Annotated in this window: 22 protein-coding genes and 1 tRNA gene; 8 read left to right on the forward strand and 15 right to left on the reverse strand. The window is 71.1% G+C overall.

Annotated features, from left to right (window positions below):
• Positions 1-371 precede the first annotated feature (371 nt).
• The 3 genes from ACFXKZ_RS50650 to ACFXKZ_RS50660 form a co-directional block, all read right to left on the reverse strand.
• Positions 372-1,277: a hypothetical protein gene (locus ACFXKZ_RS50650; RefSeq protein WP_380014744.1), complete on the reverse strand. Its 906-nt coding sequence runs from the start codon at positions 1,275-1,277 to the stop codon at positions 372-374.
• 605 nt (positions 1,278-1,882) lie between these two features.
• A complete protein-coding gene (locus ACFXKZ_RS50655; RefSeq protein WP_380014747.1) occupies positions 1,883-2,359 on the reverse strand; it encodes a hypothetical protein in 477 nt (158 codons plus the stop codon).
• A gap of 15 nt (positions 2,360-2,374) precedes the next feature.
• Positions 2,375-3,637, reverse strand: a complete 1,263-nt coding sequence (locus ACFXKZ_RS50660; protein ID WP_380014750.1) for a helix-turn-helix domain-containing protein — start codon at positions 3,635-3,637, stop codon at positions 2,375-2,377.
• A gap of 177 nt (positions 3,638-3,814) precedes the next feature.
• Between ACFXKZ_RS50660 and ACFXKZ_RS50665 the strand changes: the two genes are divergently transcribed.
• The 3 genes from ACFXKZ_RS50665 to ACFXKZ_RS50675 are packed head-to-tail and all read left to right on the forward strand — an operon-like array spanning position 3,815 to position 5,751.
• The gene (locus tag ACFXKZ_RS50665) at positions 3,815-4,030 is read left to right on the forward strand and encodes a hypothetical protein (protein WP_380014753.1); all 216 of its coding nucleotides are present in this window, start codon (positions 3,815-3,817) and stop codon (positions 4,028-4,030) included.
• The gene (locus tag ACFXKZ_RS50670; RefSeq protein ID WP_380014756.1) at positions 4,027-4,644 is read left to right on the forward strand and encodes a hypothetical protein; all 618 of its coding nucleotides are present in this window, start codon (positions 4,027-4,029) and stop codon (positions 4,642-4,644) included. The genes ACFXKZ_RS50665 and ACFXKZ_RS50670 overlap by 4 nt, the downstream gene beginning before the upstream one ends.
• A gap of 51 nt (positions 4,645-4,695) precedes the next feature.
• Positions 4,696-5,751, forward strand: a complete 1,056-nt coding sequence (locus ACFXKZ_RS50675; protein WP_380014759.1) for a hypothetical protein — start codon at positions 4,696-4,698, stop codon at positions 5,749-5,751.
• 24 nt (positions 5,752-5,775) lie between these two features.
• Here ACFXKZ_RS50675 and ACFXKZ_RS50680 read toward each other — a convergent pair whose 3' ends face one another.
• The 3 genes from ACFXKZ_RS50680 to ACFXKZ_RS50690 all read right to left on the reverse strand — a co-directional run bounded on the left by ACFXKZ_RS50680 (position 5,776) and on the right by ACFXKZ_RS50690 (position 7,470).
• Positions 5,776-6,366 carry a hypothetical protein gene (locus ACFXKZ_RS50680; RefSeq protein ID WP_380014762.1) on the reverse strand — a complete coding sequence of 197 codons (591 nt, stop codon included), beginning with the start codon at positions 6,364-6,366 and terminating at the stop codon, positions 5,776-5,778.
• 334 nt (positions 6,367-6,700) lie between these two features.
• Positions 6,701-7,147, reverse strand: a complete 447-nt coding sequence (locus ACFXKZ_RS50685; protein WP_380014765.1) for a zinc-binding dehydrogenase — start codon at positions 7,145-7,147, stop codon at positions 6,701-6,703.
• Positions 7,120-7,470, reverse strand: coding sequence for an alcohol dehydrogenase catalytic domain-containing protein (locus tag ACFXKZ_RS50690; protein ID WP_380014768.1), 351 nt, complete (start codon positions 7,468-7,470; stop codon positions 7,120-7,122). Before ACFXKZ_RS50690 ends, ACFXKZ_RS50685 begins: the two co-directional genes overlap by 28 nt.
• 23 nt (positions 7,471-7,493) lie before the next feature.
• On the opposite strand from ACFXKZ_RS50690, the gene ACFXKZ_RS50695 reads away from it, so the two are divergent.
• Entirely contained in the window at positions 7,494-7,790 is a 297-nt protein-coding gene (locus ACFXKZ_RS50695) for a hypothetical protein (RefSeq protein ID WP_380014771.1), read from the forward strand.
• 16 nt (positions 7,791-7,806) lie between these two features.
• Here the strand turns inward: ACFXKZ_RS50695 and ACFXKZ_RS50700 are convergent, their stop codons facing one another.
• Complete coding sequence (locus tag ACFXKZ_RS50700) at positions 7,807-9,231, reverse strand: MFS transporter (RefSeq protein ID WP_380014774.1); 1,425 nt, start codon at positions 9,229-9,231, stop codon at positions 7,807-7,809.
• Between the two features lie 270 nt (positions 9,232-9,501).
• On the opposite strand from ACFXKZ_RS50700, the gene ACFXKZ_RS50705 reads away from it, so the two are divergent.
• Positions 9,502-10,194 (forward strand): TetR/AcrR family transcriptional regulator, encoded by a 693-nt coding sequence (locus ACFXKZ_RS50705; protein WP_380014777.1) that lies wholly within the window; start codon positions 9,502-9,504, stop codon positions 10,192-10,194.
• A gap of 16 nt (positions 10,195-10,210) precedes the next feature.
• On the opposite strand, the gene ACFXKZ_RS50710 is transcribed toward ACFXKZ_RS50705, so the two are convergent.
• The 3 genes from ACFXKZ_RS50710 to ACFXKZ_RS50720 form a co-directional block, all read right to left on the reverse strand.
• Complete coding sequence (locus ACFXKZ_RS50710) at positions 10,211-12,511, reverse strand: hypothetical protein (protein ID WP_380014780.1); 2,301 nt, start codon at positions 12,509-12,511, stop codon at positions 10,211-10,213.
• A 2-nt stretch (positions 12,512-12,513) separates the two neighbouring features.
• Positions 12,514-12,585: transfer RNA gene (locus tag ACFXKZ_RS50715), tRNA-Arg, on the reverse strand.
• A gap of 115 nt (positions 12,586-12,700) precedes the next feature.
• Positions 12,701-13,963 carry an MFS transporter gene (locus ACFXKZ_RS50720; RefSeq protein WP_380014783.1) on the reverse strand — a complete coding sequence of 421 codons (1,263 nt, stop codon included), beginning with the start codon at positions 13,961-13,963 and terminating at the stop codon, positions 12,701-12,703.
• Positions 13,964-14,031: 68 nt separating this feature from the next.
• On the opposite strand from ACFXKZ_RS50720, the gene ACFXKZ_RS50725 reads away from it, so the two are divergent.
• Entirely contained in the window at positions 14,032-14,607 is a 576-nt protein-coding gene (locus ACFXKZ_RS50725; RefSeq protein WP_380014786.1) for a MarR family winged helix-turn-helix transcriptional regulator, read from the forward strand.
• A 135-nt stretch (positions 14,608-14,742) separates the two neighbouring features.
• Here the strand turns inward: ACFXKZ_RS50725 and ACFXKZ_RS50730 are convergent, their stop codons facing one another.
• Entirely contained in the window at positions 14,743-15,900 is a 1,158-nt protein-coding gene (locus ACFXKZ_RS50730; RefSeq protein WP_380014789.1) for a methyltransferase, read from the reverse strand.
• Between the two features lie 197 nt (positions 15,901-16,097).
• Complete coding sequence (locus tag ACFXKZ_RS50735; RefSeq protein WP_380014792.1) at positions 16,098-17,207, reverse strand: glycerate kinase; 1,110 nt, start codon at positions 17,205-17,207, stop codon at positions 16,098-16,100.
• A gap of 87 nt (positions 17,208-17,294) precedes the next feature.
• Between ACFXKZ_RS50735 and ACFXKZ_RS50740 the strand changes: the two genes are divergently transcribed.
• Positions 17,295-17,780: a hypothetical protein gene (locus tag ACFXKZ_RS50740; RefSeq protein ID WP_380014795.1), complete on the forward strand. Its 486-nt coding sequence runs from the start codon at positions 17,295-17,297 to the stop codon at positions 17,778-17,780.
• A 33-nt stretch (positions 17,781-17,813) separates the two neighbouring features.
• Here the strand turns inward: ACFXKZ_RS50740 and ACFXKZ_RS50745 are convergent, their stop codons facing one another.
• The 3 genes from ACFXKZ_RS50745 to ACFXKZ_RS50755 all read right to left on the reverse strand — a co-directional run bounded on the left by ACFXKZ_RS50745 (position 17,814) and on the right by ACFXKZ_RS50755 (position 21,180).
• Entirely contained in the window at positions 17,814-18,662 is an 849-nt protein-coding gene (locus ACFXKZ_RS50745; protein ID WP_380014807.1) for a sugar phosphate isomerase/epimerase family protein, read from the reverse strand.
• A gap of 176 nt (positions 18,663-18,838) precedes the next feature.
• Entirely contained in the window at positions 18,839-20,011 is a 1,173-nt protein-coding gene (locus tag ACFXKZ_RS50750; protein WP_380014798.1) for a dihydrodipicolinate synthase family protein, read from the reverse strand.
• Positions 20,008-21,180 (reverse strand): Gfo/Idh/MocA family protein, encoded by a 1,173-nt coding sequence (locus ACFXKZ_RS50755; protein ID WP_380014801.1) that lies wholly within the window; start codon positions 21,178-21,180, stop codon positions 20,008-20,010. Before ACFXKZ_RS50755 ends, ACFXKZ_RS50750 begins: the two co-directional genes overlap by 4 nt.
• Before the next feature lie 164 nt (positions 21,181-21,344).
• Here ACFXKZ_RS50755 and ACFXKZ_RS50760 point away from each other — a divergent pair, with 164 nt between their 5' ends.
• Positions 21,345-22,418 (forward strand): LacI family DNA-binding transcriptional regulator, encoded by a 1,074-nt coding sequence (locus ACFXKZ_RS50760; RefSeq protein WP_380014804.1) that lies wholly within the window; start codon positions 21,345-21,347, stop codon positions 22,416-22,418.
• Positions 22,419-22,810 lie beyond the last annotated feature (392 nt).

Below are 22,810 nucleotides of genomic sequence, written 5' to 3' on the forward strand. Positions count from 1 at the left end.
GCCGCGCGCCCCCCGGCCGGCGCCCCCCCGTGTTTACGCGGTGGTGCCCCCCCCCCCCCCCCCCGGCCCCACCCCCCCGCCCCCCCCCCCGCCGGGCCCCCCCCCCCCCGCCCGCCCCCTCGACGGCCTCCCTCCCGCTTCTTCCGATCCGACCGACCGAGTCGCCTCATCGCGCGACCGGTGGTCCGGCACCGCGTCGGGTCGATATCCGGGAATCGAACTCCCGGAAGAATCGGGAACGTTCACCTGCGCCGCAGCAAGACCACGGTCACCACCCGCGACGACACGCGTCCCGCTCTCGCGGGATCTCGCCGACGGACGCCCACACCGGACCCCAACCCGCGATCGAAACCCCTCGCGAACGCCAGGCATCAAATCCCACGAAGCCCCGGCGCCAGATCCCGGTTCAACGTGACATGGAGCTGCAAGGGCGGAGCCAGGTCACCAAAGGTCTCCCCGAACGCCCGCGACGACCGCTCCGGCTCCAGAAGCACCCGCGCTGCCGCGTCGTCACCGACCAGGTCGGGCGCGAGCGCCGCGCAGGTTCGAACGCCTGCATGTGCGCTGGTCAGCCAGGGGCGTGTGTCGCCGCCGAGGTGTCCGATGGCGATCACAATCGTCGCCAGGTCGTGCGAGGAATCGGCGGCCCGGGCCATCGACGTCAACAGGCCGAGCAGCCCCGGACGTTGCGCGGTGGCCGCGGGATGCCGCGCCAGTGACCCGACAGCCGCGGCGGCGCAGGTCCTGCGCCTGGCACGTTCCGACGCGAGGTGGGGCAGTACGCGGCGCAGGAGTTCGGGAACCACGTCGAAGCAGGCGAGCGCCGCCTGATCGAGGACGAGTTCACCCAGCCCCGTGCCGTCCCGCCACATCCGCTCCCTGCCATCCGCATCGGCCGACACGTACTCGGCAGTCCACGCCCGCAGCTCCGGTGTGCGGTCCTCGACCCGCGCACGGGTCTCCGCGGCCCGGTCGCCGAGGTCGGCGGCGACGCCGATCGCGTACAGATAGGCGAGCATGGCATCGGGCAGCGAGGGATCATCGGGCCCCAGTAGTGGGTTGTCCAAGAGCTCGGCGACAAGCATCGCGGCGGGCGCCGTCGCAGGCCATGCCTTACCCTCGCGGCGGAGCGTCTCCGACCACAGGTGCGAGTACCCGTCGACGAATGCCCACGCATCCTCACCGAGGAGAGCTGCCAGGCGCCCCGGCGTGTCGCCGGCGGGGCCGGAGGCATGGAACAAGCCGGACCAGTCCACGTTATCCGCACTGTGATCCACAACGGGGATGGTGCCACAACACCCCGACGGGCCCGCACGAGAGGACCAAGGCAGTCGGGACCGACGCCCCCCAACAGGCGCCGCTGGACCCGGAAGCCCAGGCGCCCCGAGAACCCAGGGCGGTCGGCGCCTTGGGTGGTCTCCACCGTCGGGGCGCGAAGCGGCAAGCCGGCACCCGACACGACGAACGTGACGGACATCCGGCCGCGCCGGGCTCGCCCGACGAGATGAGCGGGCCGCAGCGCTCGCGCCGGATAACGGGAAGCTCCCCATCGTCCACCGGCAGCGCGAACTCGGGCTGCTGGCGGATCCGTGCCCGCAATCCTTCCCCCACGCCGCGCGTCTCCACCGCAGGTGGCGCCAAAGCCTTCGAAACCTCGCGACGATGCGCTCTGTCGAGCACGTCACGTGCCCTTGATCCAAGATCACGGTGCGGTGCTCCTCACGCCCCGCCCCCGGTTTGTGCGCGCTCGATTCCCGTGGTCCTGCTGAAAGTGCGGACCGTGCGGGACGAGCGGCCGGGACTGGATGCCACTTCAGAGGGGTAGTGGTTCAGCGGTAGTGAAGAGCGCCTCGCCTTGACAGCCGGGGCACTCTTCGTCGCTTCAGTCGCGAGTAGCGCCTTCCGGCCACACGATCTGAACCGGGACACCCATCTGTCGTGCGTAATCGACGACGTCGGCCGTGCCTCCGTACCCGCGGGCGGGTTGTCCGTCCCACACCGCGATCAAGTGCTCGGCCATGCCGACGAGAATTTCGCTTCCCGCCATGTGTGCCTTCTCGTCCGAGTCCCGGAAACCCGTTTCGTAGACCTGTGATGCAGAGCCCAACAGCGCTTCGTATTCGTTGTGGTGCCATTCCGGTAGACCGGCTTTGTAGTCGGATGCGGGGATGACAACCTCAATCCGTCCTCCGACGTCCAGGACGGCTCGCGCAAACCACGCATCCGGTCCATCGGCGATACACGAGATCCCGACAAGCTCGGCAGACCGCCGGCCGTCCACGAGTTTACGCAAGCGGTCTTGCACCTGCTCGGCCAGATTGCCGGTCAACCCACGGTGGCCGGTGACTCCGATACGCATCCGATCTCCTTTGTGTCAGATGTAGATGCCATGCAGACGATCGTCGAACCGGCGGACGGCACGGGGTGGCGTTGCCGTGGAGACGCGTCGTCGCAACCTGCGGGCGCGATCGATGACGCGACCGGAGCGATACTCGAGGCCCGTCTCGATTGCTTGGTTCGCGAACGCGAAAGCCGTGTCCACGTGGCCGTTCTCCAGGTGCGCGTCCGCGATATCGAGCATGATCAGCGCGCGTTGCTTCGCATGTCCGGAGCGAATTGCCGGCTCGGCTGCCCGAAGTGCGTCGAACACCCAATCCGGGCGCCTCAAGTGCACACCACAGGCGATGCGAGCCGCGGCGACCTTGGCCTCGTTGAAGGTGAATACCCAGGGCCATGGGGCAGGCTCTTCGCCGGGGATCCTTTCGATGGCGGAAGCGGAGGCTGCGAGCGCACGGCCCGACTCGACCTCGTTTCCCGATGCCGCGAATGCCTGGGCCTCCAACGAGGCGAGCCAGGCATCTGCGATGCCGGACAGCCCCGGCCCGAGAGACCGTCGGGCTCCGCGCAGGAGCGCCGTGGCCTCGGCCGGGTTCCCCGAAGACAGTTCGAGTTGTGCCAGGCTCCCGGCCTGGTAGGCGGACAGCATGGGATCCCCGGCCCTGCGTGCACTGCCTATTGCTGTTCCGTACCAAACGCGAGCTGATCCCTGATCTGCCATGTCCCAGGACAACCACGCTGCAAAGGAGGCGAGTTCACTGCCCGCTGCAGCCAGACGTCCACGCTGCTCCCGGTCGCGGACTCCGTGGGCCAACTCCTGTACGAGGCGTAGGTGGGCACGCACCGGGTCGATCAACTGCCGTGCCGGGACGGTTCCGTCCAACCGCCGGAACCCGGCTGTGACTACCCGCAGACTGGCCGCCTGCCCATCGATCGTCGTAAGAGAGCCGGGACCAACGTTCAGGGGCGCGACCGCCGCCACTGCTCCGGCCAGGAAGTTACGGCGCAACACTTGTTCGTCCTCCTTTCGCGCGGAGGCGGGGGTCGCACTGTCGGCGAGGCCGACCAGCTCTGGAGGAATCTGCAAATGGGCTGCGGCTTTCGCCAGAATCTGCATGTCGTACGTGCCCACGCCTCGCTTCTCCATACGGGAGATCGATGATTGGGTCAGCCCGCAGGCTTCACCGAGCTGGGCTTGCCCGATACGCCGGAACTCACGCACGAGCCTGATGACACGTCCGAAGTCCTTGGACGCGGAAGCACCGCGCACCGCCGAGGTTGCCCACGGCTCTCCGTTCATCGACTACCTCCTCAGCGTGGGCAGGTTAGGCAGAAACTCGGGTCCAGCCCACCAAATGTATGCGCTGCGTGCATGTTCGTATGCGTCCAGTGGGTGATCGTTGGCGCAGTCGGCTCTGATCAGGGTTGCCTTTGAGGTGAGACGTCAGGCATTACCTACGCTGTTGTCAGGTGACTCATGACTGCCATTCGCTTCACCGCCATCGATCCCGACTGTCCTGTCGACCGCGACGGGATCACCGAGATCATCACGATCCCGCTCCTACTGTGTGATGCCGACGCGGTACCAGTGGGTCGGATCAAACTCTTGCTCAACGCAGTGCAGGCCGAGTTGCTGCACACGAGCCTGACCGGCGCTCTCGGCAGCGCGGCTGCCCCAAGGGGGCCTGAATGACCCGGGCGCGCCTGGACTCCGTCGGGGTGATCGCAAGGTCGTTCGGGGAGGTCGTGACGCCGCCCTTGCCGGTCGCGTCGGCGGCTTCCGTGGGTGTGGCCAGGTCGCTTCCGGCTGTTCCCGGGTCGGCGTGGGTTGCGCGGCATGTTGTGTGGGGGGTGTGTGACCGGATCGGTGTTGATGGTGATCGGCGTGCCGATGTCGGTTTGATGGTTACCGAGTTGGTGGTGGAGGCGCTGCGGGAAGGCTCTGTGGTGACCTCGTACACGCTCGATGTTACGGGTGGGGTGGGCGACCGGGGGCCGGTCCTGGCTGTGGTGTTCCGCGAGGTCGGTTGCGGTTGGCCCCCGCCCCGCCGTGTGTTCGAAGAGGGGCGCGGGCTTGCCATTGTCGCGGCGCTTGCCGCCGAGTGGCCGCACCGCGAATGCGGCTGGTTGACGCCGAAGTTGGGTGCTACCTCATGGTTCATCGTTGGCGACGCCACTCCCGAAAGGGCGCGATTGCTCCCCGAGCATCGGCTGCTTCACCTGCGCGGTGTGGAAAACGTGCACCGGGTAGGGTTGTCCGATGTTGGTTCTCCGCTGCGTTGTATCGACTGGGGTTGCGACTACTGAGTGACGCGACCGGTCGGGGGAAGTGGCAGTGGGGGTGGCTATGTTGCGCGCATGATCTTTCGTGAGCGTGCTTTGTCCAAGGCGGTTGACCAGCTTGAGCGGGCCTTGGGGGAGCAGGATGAAGTGTTGCTCAATGAGGCATTTCATGCGTTGAGCGGCGCGGTGCAAGGGGCGAAGCCGGCGAGTTGTGTGGAGGCGGGGCCGCGGATGGCGGCGTTGTTGCCGCGGGTTCCGATGGGGGCCGAGGGGATTCTTGCCGTGATGGTCGGGGCCTGTGTGGAGCACGGGGCCGATCCGGAGGCCTGTTCGGGGCCGATCCTGGCCGGGGTGGGCGAGGCCATGCGTGATGTGATGGCGTTTCCGGCGCTGTGGGAGGAGACGGTCGGGGGCGAACTGCCGGAACGCGACCACCTGATGCTGGGCGAGGTGGTGGAGCGGATCGCGGCGGTCGGTGGCATGGACGGGCGGAAGTTCGGGGCGGTGTCCGCGTGGATGCAGTTGCCGCTGTGGGAGATGGCCGGGGTCGCGGTGCTCCTCCACGCCGAGATACGCCGGGCGGTGCAGGCCGACGGGACGTTGGTCGCGCTGGTCGAGGAGGCCGCGCGCGGGGATGCGGACCTGAAGTGCCTGCGCTACCTGCTCAAGATGTTCGACGACGAGCCCTTGGTCGTTCTGCACCGTCCCTCCGGGACGGGATACCGGATGCGGGTGAGTCGGATCGGGGACAACTTCCAACTGCACACGCTCCTGGCGCATCTCCTCGTCGGAGGCGGTCATATCGCCGGTGAGGCGCCGTCGGCCGAGGCGGTGGCCGCGGCCCGGGATGCCGCGCTCGATGGGGAACTGCAGACGACCGGCGCGTTCAACCTGTGCGCGGCGGACGGCTCGTGGATCTGGAACGAGGGCTGCCCGGCGGACATCCCGCTCGTCGACGGCGAGCGCCTGTTGGTGCTGGATCCGCCGACGTACGGCCGCACTTGGACCGCCGGCCGGTTCTACCCGGCCCTGCCCGGCGACCTCACCTTGGAGGCGGTGCTGACCCGGGCCGAGACCGAGGCGTATCTGGCCAAGACCGGCCCCGTTCGGGCTTGGCCGGACGCCGACTGACAGGTAGCGCCGCCCGTGTTCGGGTCACTTTCGGCGGTTGTGGTAGGCGATGGTGAGGATCGCGAGTAGTGGGCCCCACAGGATCAACGGGGCGTAGCAGATGTAGAAGGAGGCGGCTTCCCAGCCGCCCGCCCGGCTCGGGAAGTCGTCGGGCAGGTCGTCGCCGCGGATGGTGGTGCCCATGATTTCGGTGGCCAGGGTCAGGACCGTCCACAGGAGGGTCAGGAACGTGGCGCCGAGGGCGGCGACGATCGTGACCGGCTTCGGGGGGACTCGACGGCCGCCGAGGATGGGGATCCGACGCGGGAAGACCTCGCCCCAGCCGGCGATCAGGCCGACCGCGGTGAAGGCGACGGCCTCGGAGAAGGCGGACAGGAAGACGATGTAGCACCGCTCGCCGATGCCGATGTTGTTGTCGAAGACCGCCGCGAGCCGCCAGAGGCCGGCCGGTAGAACGGTGAACGGGACGGCGTAGGCGATGAGTTGTACACGGCGCGACACGCCGGGCACGGGTTCGTGGGCGGCGTGCCACGCGGTGCGAAGTCGACCCGGGCGGGCGGTGGTGGAGGTGGAGGGGCGACCGTCTCGTGATTCGGTGTGGTGCAGCGGCTGCATGTGGGGGTCCCCGTGTTCGATGGGCCGACGTGGGTCGATCCGTACGCGGACCAAGATCGCAGCAGGCGACGGACTTGTGGATCGCTCGCAGGGCTGAGCCGAGTGCGCTCCCGGGCGCACGAATTCGCCCGACCGGAGGGTGACGGTGGATGGCCGCCCCCGACTTGGGTCGCATTGTTGGAGGGCGGCTGGGGGCGGGACGCCTAGCTTGCATGACAGAGAAGTTCGACCATCAGCCGGTCTCACCCACCGGATCGAGACGGTCGCTCCGAGACATCCTCCGCACGGATGATCGCGAACGCTTCTTCGGCGCGGCCGACGGGCGCCCCGCGTGCTACGGGATCGTCACCACGACCTTGCCCCGTGCATGGCCGGCGTGGATGTACCGCACAGCCTCTGGGAGTTCGGTGAAAGGGAGGGTGCGGTCGAGTACCGGGGTCAGCCGGCCGCTCTCGATTGTTTCGCGGAGGAAGCGCAGATCGTCCGGGCGTTCGGTGGAGACCAGGCCGCGAAGGTGATGGCGGATGAAGGGGCTCAGGAGCAGGGCTCGGAGGGTGCGGTCGATGCCGCCGAGCCATCGACCCCCGGTCTCGCTGCCGACGAGTACGAGGGTGCCCCGGGGAGTGAGCGCGCGGCGCAGGTCCGTCAGCCGGCGGTGGCCCGCGGTGTCGACGATCAGGTCCCAGTGGCGTGTTCCGTCGGTGAAATCCTCGCGCGGGTAGTCGATCACCTCGTCCGCGCCGAGCGAGCGCATCAGGTCCGCCTTGCCGGTGCCGCACACGCCGGTGACCCGCGCGCCGCCTTCGCCGACCCGACCGCGTACGTTCCGATGCCGCCCGCCGCGCCGACGATCAGCACCGCCTGCCCGGACCGCACCCGCCCCGCGTCCCGAAGTGCCTGGAGCGCGGTGTAGCCGGATACCGCGACGGCCGCAGCCTGTTCGAAGTCGAGACTCGCCGGTTTCACCGCGAGCCTGTCCTCCGCCGCGCACGCGTACTCGGCGAAGGCGCCTCGGCACGTGCCGAACACCTGGTCCCCGGGCCGGAATCGCATCACCTTCGGGCCGACCGCCTCGACGACACCCGCGACGTCCGTACCGCGCACCTTCACCTTCGGCGCGGCGCACGATGTCGTACGCGCTCCGGTACCTGGGCATCGCCGAACACCGGGCCGGCCGGCTCGACCAGGCGCGGGAGCGGTTGGAGTGGTCGACCCGACTGCGCCGCGAACTCGACTTCCCCGCCGGGGTCGCGGCCAACCTGGTCGGCCTGGCCTACATCGCCGCCGGCCAGGACCGCTGCGACGACGCCCTCGCGCTGATCGAGGAGGCGAGCGCCCTCGCCGAGGCGGCCGACGCGAAGGGCATCACCGCCTCGATCGAGGAGGCCCGCACCGCCCTGACCGAGGCCAACCCGCCCACCTGACACTGCGAGGCCGCCGTCAACGAGCCTGCTCCGCAGGTGCGTTGCGGGGCAACAGCAGTACGGCCGGCAGGCACACCACGGTGACCACGAGCACCGTGACCAGGCTGACCGTCATCGCGTGCGCGGGGGCGCCGGCGTGGAAGTAGATCGTGGTCACCGTCGCCGAACCGATGCCGGCGGCCAGTTGTTGGATCGCGGTGAGCGCCCCGCCGGCGCTGCCCGCCTCGTCGGGCGCGATGTCGCCGAGGGCGATGTCGAAGATGGTGCCGAAGCACGTACCCATCCCGAGGCCGGTGACCAGCACCGCCGGGGCCAGGGCCCACAGGCTCAGGTCGGTACCGTGCGCGACGACGAGGGCGAGCAGCCATCCGGTGCCGACCAGTGTGATCAGCATGCCGATCAGGATGAGTGTGCGGCCGAGTCGCCGGGTGAGGGCCATGCACGCGCCGGCGGCGATGATGATCCCGATGGTCAGCGGCAGCAGGCCGAGGGCCGCGTCGCGGGGGCCGGCGTTCAGGGCCTGCTGCATGAAGAGCGAGACCACATAGGTCGATCCGCTGGTCACGGCGAAGAACAGCAGGCCGACGATCAGCCCGGCCGTGAAGCCGCGATTGCTCAGCAGTGACGGCTTGATCAGCGGGTTCGCGGCGGTTCGCCGGCGCCGCGCGAACAGGGCCAGCGCGACCAGGCCCACCGCGAGGGAGCCGATCGGCAGGGCGTCCCAGCCGTTGCCGGAGCCCTCGATGAGGCCGAACATCAGCCCGAACATGGTCACGCCCAGGTAGCCGGCGCCGGGCCCGTCCACGGTGAGCGAGCGATCCCCGTCGTCGTGCGGGAGCAGGCGCAGCGCGGCGATGACGCCGATACCGCCCAGGATCAGGTTGACCAGGAAGATCGGCCGCCAGGACAGCCCGGCCACATCGGCGTCGATGACGAAACCGGCCAGGACCGGCCCGCCGACCGTGGCCAGGCCGAGCAGCGGGCCGAACAGGTTGAACGCCTTGGCCAACATCTCGCGCGGAAACGTCCTGGTCATGATCGCCATGCCCTGCGGGAGGAGCAGCGCCCCGAAGGCGCCCTGGACCACCCGGGCGACCACGAGCAGCACCGGATCCGGCGCCAGTCCGCAGCCGGCCGAGGCCGCCGTGAAGCCGATCATGCCGATCAGGAACAGCCGGCGCTGACCGAACTTGTCGCCCAGGCGACCGCCGACCACCAGCAGTACACCCATGGCCAGCGCGTACGCCGAGCCGAGCCACTTGATCAGCGTCTCGCCGCCGCCGACGTCGTCCACGATCGTGGGCGCGGCGATGTTGGTCACCGTCGAGTCGATCATGTCCAGGGCGTCGGCCACCAGGACGAGGCCGAGGATCAGCCACAGGACGGTTCGTGAGGGTGACGCCTGCGCCGGCGTTGGGGCGGGTTCGGTGAGGACGGACATGGCGGACTCCGGAGGCAGGTCGGCATCAGGGGCGGAACGGGGGTGGGCCGGGCGAGCGCAGCACGGGCTCGGCGTACACGGTGCGTACGGCGACAAGCGAGCAAGGCGAGCCGGGCGAGCCGCGCGAACGGGGCGAGCGCCCTTCCAGAGGACCACACTCACTACAAAACCACAATCACTACGGATTCATAGTCACAATGAAATCCTTGACACTACGACTACAACATCACTACAGATCCGTAGTACCTGCGACTTTGCTAGGATCTCCCCATGACCGACAGTCGGCCGCAGACACCCGCGCAGCCTCCCGCGAGCCGCCGCCGGCAACCCGCGGCGAAATCCCGACCCGCGTCGGAGACCCCGGCCGCCGCCGCAACGCCCGCCCCCTCCGAACCCCTCGGCCGCCGCGAGCGCAAGAAGGCCGCCACCCGCAAGGCCCTCTCCGACGCCGCGCTACGCCTGTTCCTGGAGCGCGGCTTCACCGAGGTGACCGTCGCCGAGATCGCCGAGGCCGCGGACACCGCCGTGACCACGCTCTTCGCGCACTTCCCGGGCGGCAAGGAAGCGTTGATCCTGAACGACGGCGACGAGCGCGAGGCGGCCCTGATCGCGGCGGTCCGCGAACGCCCCGAAGGCAGCTCGATCCTCACCGCCCTGCACACGTTCCTGACCCGGCGGGGGCCGTTCCGACCCGACCCGGATCCCGAGTTCCGCCGTCGGGCCGAACTCGTGGTGGCCACCCCGGCGTTGCGCGCGTACGCCAGATCGTTGTGGATCGGCTGCGAGGCGGCCCTGGTCCGGGTGATCGCCGAGGAGACCGGCCGCGACCCCGACGACCTGTCGCTGCGCGTCCTGGCCCGCTACGTGTTGGAGACCCCCGACCTGGCCGGCGGGGAACCCGAACCCCGCCGGGCGCTGGACGTAGTGTTCACCCACCTGCGCCAAGGATGGCCGGACCTGTAGAAACCGGCCCAAGCCCCTACCGCGACTCCAACAACCAATGCCGGCTCGTCGTCCACCCCACCAGCCGTCGGCCCGCGCCGTCGTCGAGCGTGCCCCGAGCGTTGAAGCGTGCGCCGGTGGCGACCGCGCGCAGCCCGAACACCGCCGGTGCCAGCCGTCGGCCCACGTGGTCGGGATACCGGGCGGTCTCGTCGTCCAACCAGGACTCCACCGCGGCCCGCTCCGCCTCGCCGCACAGCGACAGGTGGAACACCATCTGCCGCCACGCGTACGCCGCGTCCTTCACCATGCCCAGCGGCCGCGGGTTGCCCTGTGTGCGCGCCGTCAACCGGCATACCGCGGTGAACGAACGCCGGGCCAGGTCGGCCCAGTTCGGCTCGACCCGGACCGGTCCGGCGAGCGCCGCCAGGTTGTGCGTGGTCAGGATCTGCGCATGTTCGAGCACCACGCCGTTCGAGGCCACGGACCACCCCGTCCCGACCCCGCCCCGAGACCGGCACATCTCGCCGAACCGGGCGAGCGACGCGTCGGAGTAGGCACGCCAGTCCGGGTCCCCGTTCACCCATTCCGCCATCGCTGCGTAATCGATGTCGAAGTACCGCTCGTACAACGACCCTTCCAGGACCTCGCCGGCCAGCACCGCCGCGCCCAGGAACTTCCGGGAGAACCGGCCCATGAAGATGTCCGCCGCCAACTCCTCCACCCACGGCACCCGCACCCCCGCGCCGGCGGTGAGCGCGGACAGCTGGGCGATCATCGGGTTGGGCAGGATCGTCGCCGGGAAGCCGGTCAGGGCCAGTTCGCCGAGGCGGGTCAATACCGTCCGGGCCTGCTCCCGGGCCTCGACGCCGTGCTCGCGCCGACCGGACACCGCGGCCACCCACGGCAGTTCCTCGGCCCGGACCTGATGCTGCAGATTCACCAGCAACAACGAGCGACGATTGCCGAACGCCCGGTGGTGCGCGCTCATCAGCGCCCGCAACGACGCCTCGGGGTATGCCTGTGCCGTCGTCGAGGCAACCAACTGCGGTACCAACTCGGCCAGTACCTCGGCCGACGGCACGATGCCGCGTTCGATCAGCGTCCCGATCGGCGCACTCAGCGCCCGCTCGACCAACTGCCGAATCGCCACCGGGATCTCCGCGTGTGCCGGCACACCGGTCGCCTCCTGCTCGGCCGTCGTGACCGGCCCGAGCAGCGCACCGGTGTCGGTCGTCCCGGCATCCTGCGGCAGGTCGCCCAACCGCCGCACCACCACGCGGGCCAGCTCGTGGTGCATCGGCCGCTTCGCATCGTCCGCCTGCCGCTCGCGCAGCCGTGTGTGCTCGGCCGATCCGGGGATTCCGCGCCGACCCACCATCGACACGATCGTGTGCCGGACCAGTCCGAGCCGGCGCGCGTCGAGCGGGCGTCCGGCGAGGACATCCGCGAGCGCGGTGCGCAGGATGCTCTGATTCTGCTTCGGGTCGCGGTGTTTGCCGCACAGACGATGCTCGGCCGCCAACACCTCGTACCGGTCCAGCAGTTCGCGTCCGCGCAGCCGCCAGCCCGGGTCCGGGCTGCGAGTAAGCACATGGCCGGTGTCGACGTCGGTGACGTCCAGCCAGAGCGTGAGCAGTTCGTCCGTGAACGGGTTCCAGACGGCAAGGGCCTCGCGCATCGCCTCGATCGCGCGCTTCGGCGGTCGCCGAGCCACCTCGGCGCGGGCCTCGCCGACCGTACGCCGGTACGCCGTCGAGGGGTCGGGCGCGGGGGCGGACGTCGGGCGCGGCGCGAAGCGCAGGCGGTCCGCGAACGGCGCGATCACCTCCAGGAGTTCGAGCGCCGCGGCCTGCTCGCCCGCCCGGGCCGACCAGGCCACCGCGAGCAGCGCGGCTTCCTCCGGCACGGTCACCTCGTAGTGCCCGCTGTCGAGCATCGTGGTGAGTTCGGCCAGACCCGCATCGCTCAGGTGATACTCGAACAGGGCGCGCCGATCGGCCGGTACGCCCACACGGCGCGCGAGTTCGACCTCGTGCGGCAGCAGCGGGCCGCCCGCGCTCGCCGCCCCGGTGGCAAACCCGCCGCGCACCACCTCGGGCGTCACCCAGGCCGGGAACTCGGCGACGGGCGTGCGCGAGCCGATCCGCAACGAGCCGTCGCGCAGGCCATGCAGCACTTGGCGCCAACGCCCGAGCCGGAGTTCGGCACGGCGGCGGGTGTCCGCGTCCTCGTGGGTCGCGGCCGTGCGGAGGGCCCGGGCCAGTTGCCCGCCGATGTAGGTACCGTCGGCGCTCTCGGGCGTGGGCCCCCGTCGCTGCTCTTCGTTGTCGTTCATAGCCGGCATGGCGGGTTCCGCCCCCGCGCCCTCCGGGTCCGAAGCCCGGTGCTCTACTGCTGAGCTACACGCCGTTGTCGTTGCGGGCCCAGGGTAGAGGCGCAGACGAGGGCGGAACAATCGGATTAGCGGCGGGGCTCGGTCCGCCTCAATCGTATTCGCGGCGGGGCTCGGTCCGCCCCGGGTCGGTCAAGCCTGCCTGGCGGGGGCGGACTCGGTCGCGGGCTCCGCCGCGACGGGCGCGTCCGTTGCGGCGCCTTTCGCCGCGTCCTCCGCCGCATTCGTGGTCATCCGAACGTCCGGCAACAGCAACAGCGCCAGATTCGAGGCCAATACGAGTACGGCGGCCACCAGCAGTGGCGTGGTACTGCCGATCGCCGCCGCAACCGGAGCCGCCACGGCCAGGCCGAGCGGCCGCGCCGCGAAGGAGATCAGCGTGTCGAACGAGCCGACCCGGCCCAGCGCCTTTGCCGGGATCCGGCGCTGCATCGTGGTCTCCCACAGCGGGCTGAGGATGCCCAGACCGAGCATGGCGACGAAGTAGCCGGCCGCGACGACCGGCATCGGGGCGTGCAGGGCCAGGGTGGTGAGCGGGACCGCGTAGAGCGCGGCGCCGAACGTGGTGGCCACCAGGGGACGGCGAATCGGCAGGCGGGAGGAGACCCACACGCCGAACAGCAGCCCCACGGTGCCGACTTGAGCGATGATCACCCAGGACCGGTCGCCCCCGAGCCGGTCCACGGCGATGATCGGCCCGAGGGTGAGCAGAAAGCCGGCCGCCAGGTGCCAGACGCCGTGCGTGATCACGCTCGCCAGGAACCAGGGATGGCGCTTGGTCTCCTCCCACCCGGCCCGCAACTCGCCCAGGAACGGGCCCGGTTCGGCCCGACGCACGACCCGCTCGGGACGCAGACCGCCGAACGTGGCGGCCGATCCGACGAACAGCAGCCCGGTGAGCAGCGAGGACCAGCCGGCGCCGACCGCCAGCATCAGTCCGCCGGCCGCCGCGGGGGCCGCCATCTGGGCCAGGCCCTGGACCACGCCGAGGCGGGAGTTGGTCCGCATCCGCTCCGGTTCGGGCACCACCGACACCACGAGGGTATGGATCGCCGACGTACCGAACGCGACGGCGGCGCCGGTGAGCGCGGACAGTACGGCCAGGTCGGGCATCCGGGGCGGGGCCGAGAGCAGTTCGACGCCGATCGCCAACTGGGCGGCGGCGCGTACCAGGTCGGCGATCAGTACCACCCGGTGCGGAGGGAAACGGTCCGCCATCACCCCGGCCACCGGCAGTAGCAGCAACATCGGGATCAGCTCGCATGCCAGGACCAGGCCCAGATCGCCGTTGGAGCCGGTGTGTACGAGCGCCAGGGTCAGCGTGGTCGGGATCAGCGCGGTCGCGAAGGCCGCGAAGGAGCGGCCGAGGATCAGCCGTCGGGTCGAGGACGTCATGATCGCAATATAATTCGTCAGCGAATCTTTCGCCAGCAAATTAACGACCCGCATAGCATAATGACCGGATGCAAGGTGAGCGTCGGGACCGGACATCGAACCAGGATCGGCGGACGCGGGGCGGCGAGCGCGGGGAGCCCAGGCCGCCCGAGACCGACGACTCGGTCGATCGGCACATCGCGCGCTGGCGGGACAAGGCGCCCTTCGACGAGCGGGTGGAGGGCATCGTCACCCGCATCCAGATGCTGAACAGGCACGTGCGGCAGGTCAAGGAACGTGCGCTCGCCGAGCTGGGACTCCAGGGCTTCGAGTTCGAGACGCTGCACCGACTGTCCTCGCGCGGCGCGCCGTACCGGGCCACGCCGTCCGAACTGGCCGGCGAGCTGATGGTGTCGCCGGCCGGCATCACCGGGCGGCTCGACACCCTGGAGAAGGCCGGCCTGATCCGCCGCATCCGGGGCACCGAGGACCGCCGCCGGGTCGACGTGGAACTGACCGACACCGGCCGGGAGCGCTGGACGGCCGCGATGAAACTGCTCGACCGGGCCGAGCGGGCGATGGTCGGGCCGCTCGACGAGGCGGATCGGGATGTACTGAACGCGCTGCTGAAGCGGATGTTGTTGCGGGTGGAGAACGAGGACTGAGCGGGGGCTGGGGCTGGGCCGGGTCGGGGTCGGGGCCGGGGCAGGGTGCGGGCCGGGGCACGGTCCGGGTCGGGCAGGAGCGGACCGGGGCGGGCGGTGGCTCCGGCCCGGTATCCCGCCCCACGGGCCCGACCCCTACTTCTTTACGGCCCGCAGCACGACGAACTTCGGGTCACTCGCCACGATCTCGCAGTTGCCGAACAACCGGCGCAGCTTCACGTGGTAACCCAGATGCCGATTGCCGATCACCCACAGTTCGCCGCCGGAGCGCAACGCCGCGCGCGAACCGGCGAACATCCGCCACGAGATGCCCTCGGTGGTGGCCCGGTGGGTGTGGAACGGCGGATTGTTCAGGATCAGGTCGACACTCTCGGGCGCCACGTCGGTCACCCCGTCGCCCACCACGAACTCGGCGCCCGCGTCGGTTCCGAGGTTCGCCGCGAAGGTGGCCCGCGCCGACGCCACCGCCTGGTGCGACTCGTCGACGAACAACACCTCCGAGCGCGGGTTGGCCAGCATCGCCGCCGTACCCACCACGCCGTTGCCGCAGCCCAGGTCCACCACCCGGTCGCGGCCGACACGACGCGGCAGGTTGCGCAGCAGGAAGCGGGTACCGATGTCGAGCCGGTCCGCGCAGAAGATGCCCGCGTGGTTGACGGTCACGATCCCGGACGCCGCGCCCAGGCCGTCCGGCACCGTGTAGCCGTGCGGCCACGGGCTCGGGGTACGCGGCAGCGCGGGGTCGGGCGTGGCGAAGATCAGCCGGGCCTTCTTCACCGCGAGCGAGGTCCGGGTCGGGCCGATGATCCGCTCGAACAGCTTGAGCGTGGACGTGTGGATCTCGGTGGTCATCCCGGTGCCGACCACCACGGTGTCGGCGTGCACCCCGGGCGCGAGCCGGTGCAGCTGGTCCTCCAGCAGGGCCAGGTTCTTCGGGACGCGGACGATCAGTACGTCGATCCGCTCCGGCGGCGCGTCCTGCGTGGAGAGCAGCCGCACCCACTTCGGGTCGGCGTCGTTGCGCGCCAGGTTCGTCCGCGTGGCCTCCTGGCCGAGGAACGAGTCGCTGATCTGTACCGGCCGGGACTCGGCCAGCGCGGTCGCCAGCGCGCCCCATCGGTCGCCCACGATCACGACGGAGCCGGACAGATCCGTCGGTTCGGCGTCGTCGATGCCGGCGAGGTGGCGCAGTACGTACTCGTCGGCGGCATCCCAGGCGCGCAGCAGATCACGGGGATCCTCGGGATACCGGCCGAGCTCGAACTCGCCCGAAGGCGCAGAAAACCAATTCATTATCCCCTCACCCTAGCCGCCCGCATCGGCTGCCCGGGGCCATGCGGCGGGCTCGCGGGCGGGGTCGAGGTCGGGGTCGAGGTCGGGGTCGAGGTCGGGGTCGGGGTCGGGGCCGGGGTCGGCCGGTGGACCGCTCGGTTGGATCGACCGCCACCGTCACCGCCACCGCCGCCGTGCCGAAGTCGGCCGTGGGGCGGTCAGGTTGCGGCCGTGGGGTGGAATTCGCCGGCCAGGCGGGTGGCGGCCTCGCGGAGCCAGTGGGTGGGGTTGGTTCGGGCCTCGGCGGGGGAGCCCGACAGGGCGGTCAGGTCGGTGGCGGTCGGCACACCCGGAGGCAGGGGGGCGGCGATCGAGCCGGCGATCAGGGCCACGGGGACGCCGGCGCCGTGGTGGGCCAGGTCGAGGACCGTGCCGACCACCTTGCCCTGCGAAGAGGTGGCGTCGAAGCGGCCCTCGCCGGTGATCACGAGGTCGGCGCCGACGAGGGCGTCCGGCAGGCCCGCGAGTTCGGCGACGCGGAGGGCGCCGGGCACGATCGAGGCGTTCCAGGCGGCGGCGAAGCCGTACGCGGTGCCGCCCGCCGCACCGGCGCCGGGGGTGGTCGGGCTGCCGCCGAGGAGGGCGGCCAAGCGGGCGAGGGCGGCGTCCAGGGCCGCGACGTCGGCCGGGGACGCGCCCTTCTGCGGGCCGAACACGGCCGCCGCGCCGGTCGGGCCGAGCAGGGGATTGGTGACGTCGGTGAGAATATGTACGCCGCCGGGCGGAGGCGCCGCGAGCGCGCTCGTGTCGATGCCGGCGAGGCGGGCCAAGGGGCCGCCGCCGTAGGGCAGTTCCCGGACGTCGCCATCGCGGAAGCGGGCGCCGAGCGCGGCCAGGGCGCCGGTGCCGCCGTCGGTCGAGGCCGAACCGCCCACCGCGACCACCAGGGCGGACACGCCGGCCCGCAGCGCCGCGCCGACGACCACGCCGAGGCCGGCGGTATGCGCCCCGGCCGGATCGGGCGCGGCCATCAACGGCAGCCCCGACACGGCGGCGAGTTCGACCACGCCCGTACCGTCCGGCAACCGCAACCACACGCCGTCCACGGGCCGCCCATCGGGCCCGGGCACCGGCCCCACCGGCACCCGCACGGCCCCCGGCACGGCCCGCGCCACCGCATCGAGCGTGCCCTCACCCCCATCCGCCAACGGCACCGACACCACCTCGTCCCCCGGCCGCCCCCGCAACCACCCCTCCGCCCACACCTCGGCCACCACCGAAGCCTCGACGGTCCCCTTGAACGAGTCGGGAGCAAGCACGATGCGCATGAAGACGGGTCCACTCTCGTATCGGTACGGCGACGTGCGCCGAAAAACGCTTCGTCCGGGCCGGCGTGCCTCGGGCAGGATGGCCCGATGCCCGAACTGCTCTGGAGCGAGGTCGAGGACCTCTTCGACCCGGCCCTGATGGGTGCTTTGCCGGACCTGAGGATCCCCGACACCTCGGTCGAGGACTGGCAGGCGGTGCTCGATGTGGTCGTGGCCGACGGGTGGCCGTACGAATACTCGGAAGGTCTCGACTCCAGGCCACTGCCTCGGGCCGAGACCATCCTCGCCCGCCCCGCCGACGCCGAGTCTCCGCAGCTGCGGGTGTCGCCGTTCCCCGACGCCGTGGCGATCTTCCGCTTCCATGCCGAGATCGAGATCGACTTCGATGTCGACCTGCGCGAGCTGCAGGGGCAGGAACGGCTCGACGCCTTCTGCGCGTTCCTCGGCAGGCTCGGACGGCGGCTCGGCAAGGCCGTGTTCATGGACGCGGAAGGCGACCATGGACACCCGGTGCTCGGCTTCGACCCCGAGGCCGACCGGGTGCGGACCCTGGTCGATCCGCGAGCCGGTTGACGGGTTGCCCTACCGAACCGCCGACTCGTGGGCTCAGCCCAGGAGTTCCGTCACGTATCGGCGTTTCAGCGTGGCCAGGACCGCGTTCGGGTCGGCGGACCAGACGTCGGCGTTGAAGATCTCCACCTCGATGTCGCCTCGGTAGCCGGCCGCCTCGACCATCGTCGCCATCGCGCGGAAGTCGATCATGCCATCGCCCATCATGCCTCGGGCGAGGAGGGCGTCGGCGGGCAGCGGAAGCACCCAGTCGCAGATCTGGAACGAGGCGATCCGCGCGCCGGCCCGACGGATGGCCGCCGGGAGGTACGGGTCCCACCACACGTGGAACGCGTCCACGACCACGCCGACCTGCTCGACCGGATGCGGCTCGGCCAGGTCCAGCGCCTGGTCCAGGGTGGAGAGCACCGCGCGGTCCGCGCAGTACATCGGGTGCAGCGGCTCCAACGCGAGCCGAACCCCGTGCTCCCCGGCGTACGGCGCGAGTTCGGCCAGCGCCTCGGCGACCCGCTCCCGTGCCCCCGGCAAGTCCCGTTCCTCGGCGGGCAGTCCGCCGACGACCAGGACCAGACAGGCCGCCTCCAACGCCGCGGCCTCCTCGATCGCGCGACGGTTGTCCGCGATCGCCTCGGCCCGCGCGGCCGGTTCGCGCGCGGTCAGGAACCCGCCTCGGCACAACGACGAGACGCGCAACCCGGCCTCGCGCACGAGCTTCGCCGACTCGGCGAGCCCCGCGTCGGCGACCTTGTCCCGCCACAACCCGATCGCCGGCAGGCCCGCTCGCACACACCCCTCGACCGCCTCGCGCAGCGACCACTCCCGCGTCGTCCACTGGTTCAGCGCGAGCCGCGCCAACCGCGCGTCGCCGACCGCGGGCGTGGGCACGCCGGCGGGTCGCCCGCTCGGGACGTCCACCGTTGTCGGGTCGGAGGCGGTTTGGCTTGCTGCCGGGGTCGTTGCGGAGTCTGCTGCCGACGTGGGTTCCGACGCGGGCTCCGTTGTGGGTTCCGCTGCCGCCGCCGTCACGTCCCGCGCCTGCGAGCCCGTCGCCTCGTTCGCGCTCACGACGCCACCCCCGCCACCGTCAGCAGCGCCCGCATCCGGGATGCCGCCAACTCCGGATCCGGGAACAGGCCCGCCGCGTCGGCCAATCGGAAGGCCTCGGCCAAGTGCGGTACGGAGCGGGCCGATTGTGCGCCCGCCACCATCGTGAACGCGGACTGGCGGCCGGTCAGCCAGGCCAGGAAGACGATGCCGGTCTTGTAGTGGTAGGTCGGCGCTGCGAACAGATGCCGGGACAGCGGCACCGTCGGCGCCATCAGGGCCTCGTACCGATCCGTGTCACCCGCGTCCAACGCCCGCAGCGCGCCTGCCGCGACCGGGGCGATCGCGTCGAAGATGCCGAGCAGGGCGTGGCTGAAGTGCCGCCCGTCGCCCCGGATCAGCTCCGGGTAGTGGAAGTCGTCCCCGGTGTACAGGCGTACCCCGGCGGGGAGTTGCGCGCGCAGCCGGACCTCGTGGTCACGGTCGAGCAGCGAGACCTTGACCCCGTCGACCCGATCCGCGTGCTCGCGCACCAGGTCCAGGAACGTCTCCGTCGCCGCATCGACATCGGCGGAGCCCCAGTAGCCGGCCAGCGCCGGGTCGAACACCTCGCCCAACCAGTGCAGTACGACCGGTCGTCGCACCTGGCGCAACAGCGCGTCGTACACCCGCCGATAGTCTTCCGGCCCCTGCGCCGCCGCGGCCAGTTGCCGGCTCGCCATCAGCACGACCTTGGCGCCCGATTCCTCGACCACCGCGATCTGTTCCGTATAGGCGGCGATCACCTGATCCACGGTCAGCCCGACGCCGGCGTGGTCCGTGCCCGCGCCGCAGGCGATCAGCGCGTACGGGTCGCCGATCGTGGCCGCCTCGGCGGCGCTGCGGCGGATCAACTCGGCGGTGGCGGCCCAGTCCAGGCCCATGTTGCGCTGCGCGGTGTCCATCGCGTCGGCGACGGCGAAGCCGTGCGACCACAGGTGGCGCCGGAAGGCGAGCGTGGCGTCCCAGTCGGGTGCTGCCGACCGGCCCGGGGTGTTGTCGGCGAGCGGGTCGGCCACCACGTGCGCGGCGGCGTACGCCGTGCGTTCGCGGAAGGCCGGGCCGCCGGGGGCCGCGCCCAGGTGTACGCCGGTGAGTTCGTACGGCTCGACCGTGCCCGTCGTCGTGGGCAGCAACAGGCGGGCGGTCATGCGGACTTCCCGTCGAGCACGGGCAGCTCGATCCGACGGCCCTCGGCCGAGGAGCGCAGGCCGCACTCGGCCAGCTGTACGCCCCGCGCGCCCGCGAGGAAGTCGAACGCGAACGGCGCGTCGTCCACCACGTGCCGGACGAAGTCCTCCCACTGGACCTTGAATCCGTTGTCGAAGCCGCTGTCGCCCGCGTTGTCGGGGATCTCCTGCCACTGGTCCCGGAAGGACTCGGTGACCGGAAGGTCCGGGTTCCACACCGGAGTCGGCGTCGCCGAACGGTGCTGGACGCGGCATCGACGCAGTCCGGCAACCGCGCTGCCCTCGGTGCCGTCGACCTGGAACTCCACCAGTTCGTCCCGGTTCACCCGCACCGCCCAGGACGAGTTGATCTGCGCGACCACCCCGCCCGCGAGTTCGAAGATGCCGTAGGCCGCGTCGTCGGCGGTCGCCGGGTATTCCCGGCCCTGCTCGTCCCAGCGGGTGGGGATGTGCGTGACGGCCTTGGCGGTGACCGCCTCGACCCGACCGAACAGGTTCTCCAGGACATACGACCAGTGGCAGAACATGTCCACGACGATGCCGCCGCCATCCTCGGCCCGGTAGTTCCAGCTCGGCCGCTGTGCTGCCTGCCAGTCGCCCTCGAACACCCAGTAGCCGAACTCACCGCGCACGGACAGGATTCGGCCGAAGAAGCCGCCCTCGATCAACCGGCGGAGCTTGAGCAGTCCGGGCAGGAACAGCTTGTCCTGCACCACCCCATGCTTGACCCCGGCGGCGTCGGCGGCCCGGGCCAGGTCCAGCGCGCCGGTCAGGGTCTCGGCGGTGGGCTTCTCGGTGTAGATGTGCTTGCCCGCCGCGATCGCCGCGTGGATCGCCTTCTCGCGCGCCGTGGTCACCTGCGCGTCGAAGTAGATCGTGTTCGCGGGGTCGGCGAGCGCGGTGTCCAGGTTGGTCGTCCAGGCGGCGATGCCGTGCCGGTCGGCCATCGCGCGCAGCTTGTCCGCGTCACGCCCGACCAGCACCGGCTCGAGCACGACCCGCGACCCGTCGGCCAGCGCCACGCCGCCCTGCTCGCGGATGGCCAGGATCGAGCGGACCAGGTGCTGGCGGTAGCCCATGCGGCCGGTGACGCCGTTCATCACGACGCCGAGGGTGTGGGTGGTGGTCATGGGGGCCTCTCGGTAGGCGGGTGAACCGGAACGGGAAAGCGCTTTCCCGTAAGCTAGGGCGCGGGGCCGTCAAGGTCAAGGGATGTCGGGCCTGAGGCGCACCGCCCACATATCGCTCCCGGCATCCACTTGGGTATGCGCTTTCCAATCGCTACTCTGTGCCCATGCCGACTCCGACCTCCGACGCGCCTGCGGCCCGCCCGCCGGGCCCCGTCACCCTCCAGCAGGTGGCCGCGCGCGCCGGGGTCTCCTCCGCCACCGCCTCCCGTGCCCTGCACGGCAGCAACGGGACCCGGATCGTGGGGGAGGAACTGCGCAAGCGTGTGCTCGACGCCGCCCGCGAACTGAGGTACGTCTCCAACGCCCCCGCGCAGGCGCTGGCCCGCTCCACGACGAGTGTGGTGGGTGTGGTGGTGCACGACGTCGCCGACCCGTACTTCGCGGCGATCGCGGCCGGCGCGATGGGCGTCGCTCGCGAACACGGGCTGCTGGTGATGCTCGCCGCGACGTTTCGCGACCCCGAGCTGGAACTCGACTACCTGGCCCGGCTGCGTGCCCAGCGCGCCCGTGCGGTGGTGCTGGCCGGCAGCGGTTTCGCCGACCGCGAGTTCACCCGACGGCTGGCCGCCGAGGTGGACGCCTACCGTGCCGACGGCGGCCACGTGATCGCGGTCGGCTCACACGGGATCGCGGCCGACACCGTACGCCCGGCGAACCGCGCCGGCGCCGCCCTCGCCGTGCGCCACCTGTACGACCTCGGCCACCGGCGCTTCGGCATCGTCTCCGGCCCGCGCGCGCTGACCACGGTCCGGGATCGCCTGGACGGGGCCCGGCGGCAACTCCGGTCGCTGGGGCTTCCCCTGACGCCCGATCAGGTGGTCGACGGCGGGTTCACCCGAGAGCAGGCCCGAACCGCCGCCCGCGCCCTGCTGGCCGGCCCGTCCGCACCGACCGCGCTCGTCGTCCTCAACGACGTGATGGCCGCCGGAGTGCTGGCCGCCCTGCGGGAGGACCTGGGCCTGCGCGTACCGGACCAGGTCTCGGTCGTGGGCTTCGACGACGTCCCCTTCGCCGCCGACCTCAACCCACCCCTGACCACGATCCGTCTCCCCCTGGCCGACATCGGCACCCAGGCCATGCACATGATCCTCACCGGCCCAACGGTCACCCCACGCACGGTGGACGTGGACGCAGAACTGGTCATCAGATCCAGCACGGGCGCGGCGCCCGGCCACTGACCGGCGGCGCGGCTGCGGCCCTGATGACCGACCGCCGGCGCCGCCGCAGCCCAGGTGCCTGACCGACCGCCCCGCCGCGGCCCCGGTGCCATTTGGGCAGGGCGTCGAGGCCGGCGGCAACGGGGGTCATCGGGCCATTGGCGACCTCGGGCCGGCGCCGGGCCGGCCTTTGCCTTGGCCTTTGCCGGCCCAGGACCCCACCCACCCCAGGGGGTGCCGCGACTGCACCCGCCGAGACCTTCGGGTCGGGGGGCCATGCGGTGGGCTCGGTGAGGCGGATGCGCCGGAGCTCCCGACTGAGGTGCCCTTGATCTTCCGGACAGCGACCCGCGTAGGGTTGTAGGAAACCGGAAAGAGAAAGCACGTGCCGAAGAGATATACACAGCAGTTCA

It is taken from the genome of Embleya sp. NPDC059237, assembly GCF_042754105.1.
In the GTDB taxonomy this organism is placed as follows: Bacteria; Actinomycetota; Actinomycetes; order Streptomycetales; family Streptomycetaceae; genus Embleya.